The organism is Morganella morganii H1r, assembly GCF_000633515.1.
In the GTDB taxonomy this organism is placed as follows: Bacteria; Pseudomonadota; Gammaproteobacteria; order Enterobacterales; family Enterobacteriaceae; genus Morganella; species Morganella morganii_B.
Genome location: NZ_AYMP01000046.1, coordinates 1 through 2,671, shown reverse-complemented (window position 1 = coordinate 2,671; position 2,671 = coordinate 1). Strand labels below are relative to the sequence as shown.

4 protein-coding genes are annotated in these 2,671 nt (G+C 47.1%); all 4 read right to left on the bottom strand.

Translation table 11 applies throughout. The features are described 5' to 3' along the window. Positions 1–614 (bottom strand): hypothetical protein (locus tag U868_RS0120295; RefSeq protein ID WP_025154876.1); only part of this gene is annotated, 614 nt, incomplete at its 3' end. Between the two features lie 3 nt (positions 615–617). Beyond that, positions 618–1,145: a hypothetical protein gene (locus tag U868_RS0120290; protein ID WP_025154875.1), complete on the bottom strand. Its 528-nt coding sequence runs from the start codon at positions 1,143–1,145 to the stop codon at positions 618–620. A gap of 110 nt (positions 1,146–1,255) precedes the next feature. Further along, complete coding sequence (locus U868_RS0120285; protein ID WP_025154874.1) at positions 1,256–2,083, bottom strand: YfdQ family protein; 828 nt, start codon at positions 2,081–2,083, stop codon at positions 1,256–1,258. A 65-nt stretch (positions 2,084–2,148) separates the two neighbouring features. Next, the gene (locus tag U868_RS0120280; RefSeq protein WP_025154873.1) at positions 2,149–2,511 is read right to left on the bottom strand and encodes a hypothetical protein; all 363 of its coding nucleotides are present in this window, start codon (positions 2,509–2,511) and stop codon (positions 2,149–2,151) included. Positions 2,512–2,671: the final 160 nt, after the last annotated feature.

Genomic DNA, 2,671 nt, shown 5'->3' with positions numbered 1-2,671 from the left:
GAATTCCAGAGTGTTACGAAAGACCCTCTCGCGCTAAGCTGGTGCTGAGTCCAGTCAGGCTGGTAATGCTTCCAGTAACCACCGTGTAGAGGCGCAACGCCTTCTGCTACGGCATCTTCTTCATTGATATCCTGCAACCGCTCAACACGAACACCGGTTATTTCCAGCAGTATGCGAGAAGCCCAGCGGGGCATTTGTGCTGATGATTTCCATCCGTACCTAAGATTATCGTCAGCATCAAAATACTCAGGACATGCATCGCCATCGGCTTTGTATACGCAGTTTTTTATCGTCTGAAATGGCTCCGGGTCTTTATATAATTTATTGGCATTTTCATAATCAACCAGCGGACCCTGCCATGTTTCACGCACCCACAGCCGATCGCCAATTTTTCCAAGTGGGCAGTTAAGGCGAATTGGGTCTTTAAGTAGAGGCGAATCCCCGATAGCCCAGACGGCTTTACCTTCATCTTTCGCGCATGTGCTGGACATTATCCAGCCGTGGAAGTCGTGAGTAGTCGGAACTGATTTAACAATCTGCCGCGTCTGCGTCTTCCGTCCATCGAGAATGGCGCGAACCATCTCTGAGTTGAAAATTACTCCGCGCTCTTTCATGGCCTATACCTCTGCAGTCAGTATTTCAAACCGCGCCATAAACTGGTGATATGCCTGCGGTGGTGTCAGTGGCTGGATAATGATGTCATCATGTGGCGGAGCTGAATCCAGCATCGGCCAGTGTCCGCCGGGGTCTATTTCAAAGTCCCGCTTTTCGGTCGCCAGCATGACCAGATCGGCGTAGTGAACATCAACGGTCATTATCGGCGGCAGGCCGAACTTTTCACGGATAACCGACTCTATGCGTTTTTCCACGGCCTTGTAGTCCGGCAGCATGGCTTTCAGCGGTGAGGGGATATCTTTGATATACGCCTCAGCGGCATCGTGCAGCAGGGCTTCCAGTGCGTATTCCGGCGGCACAATCTGGCTGACGTATACTGAGCGCTGAGCCACGGAATAGAAACTTTCCAGTTGCCCTGCAAAACGGCATTCATTCGACAGGCCGTGCGCGATATCTTCGATACAAATCTGAGCCGGAGTGATATTGGTGAAATCAATATGTTTTCCGGTACTGGTTGCCATATATGACATTTATCTATCCACACAATTTAGATAATAAAAAGCCGTTACTTTTTATAAGTAATTAATTTCCTGGTGCTGAAATATAAAAATGCCGCCGGTTAAAGCGGCATGAAATATAATTATGCTTTGAAAGTACCGATATACGTCTGGATTTCAGTTTCTTCGAATTTATCAGCCAGCAGATCACGGAATTCCTGTGCGATTTTCTCTTCCAGTTTTTCCAGCTGAACAATACGCAGTACCAGCACAGGTACATCACCACCGGTCAGAACGCTGTAACGCAGTTTGATAGCACGCTCAGACAGTTCATCGTATGGTGTGCAGGTAAACTGGAATACTGCAGGCATGACATCACGGCTTTTCGCTTCGACGTTTTCCATTACGGAGCGGCTGGCACCAAAATCACGGTCTTCATGATCTGCGGAGCGGCTTGCTTCAATGGTAATTTTGCGGACGGCATTGATTGCCTGTTTAATATCAATAGCATTACCTTCGGCATCAAATGCCATCAGGTTATCGCGCCAGTCTTCCAGCCATTCTGCCAGTTCTTTCTGACCACAGCGGCGTCCGTTCATATGCAGAAGTGACTCAAATGGTGATGTTTTTTTCAGTGATACCTGGGCGGTATTATCAGCATGCCCCGGCTCGCCGATAGTACCGATATTGAAGATGGTTTTTGCAGCCATTTCATCAGCATCAATAAAGCAGCTGACACCTTCCTCAACACCGTGTTGCAGGGAATACTTCACAAAATCAGCGATACTGGTTGTATCCATCGCTCCACGGAAGCGGTAGCGACCTTCCTGTAAGTGCTCCAGGCTTTTAACATTAAAATCACCCGGCAAAACAACAGCAGGGCAGAGGGATTTTTCTACAGCATCCAGACTTAATCCAGCAACAGCCATATTCTGAATCTGAGAAATAGCGTCTCCGTCTAAATTAGACATACAAAGGCTCCTGTTTAATTAAAAACATAAAAAGTAAATGGAATGATTTATTTGAAAAGTGGAAATTAATTAATGGCTTTTAATTTCCCGTCGATACTGCCGTCAATACCAAATAACTGCCCCTGGTCTTCCGGCAGAATAGTGAGTTTCCCACCTTTACCGACCCACATCGGTGTTTCGGTTGTATCCTCTTCCGATTTTTTACCGCGCTTGGTCGGGGTAACCATTTTCAGTTTGTGAGATATTTTCACACGGTCTTCATCTGACTGAGTGAATTTAAAAATCACATGTACTTCACCGGTACCGCCGTTCTTATTGGTACCGAAAGCGACTTCGTTCAGTGCAGCAGAAAGTTTATTTTCAAACACTCCGGCGTCTAACTCAGAGAGAAAGTCCGGTACACTTGTCATGCGGTTATTCTCGCTCATTGCGTTTTTCCTTTCGTTGTCTCTTCACACAAAGATAAGTCCACCAGCAGTCAGGCAAGGTATCTATCCGGCAGGACGATTTACGCCGGTGGACTTATATTTGTAAAAAATGGCGGCCGGGTGGTGGACTGCACCGTGGTATGCACAGCCGCTAATGGTG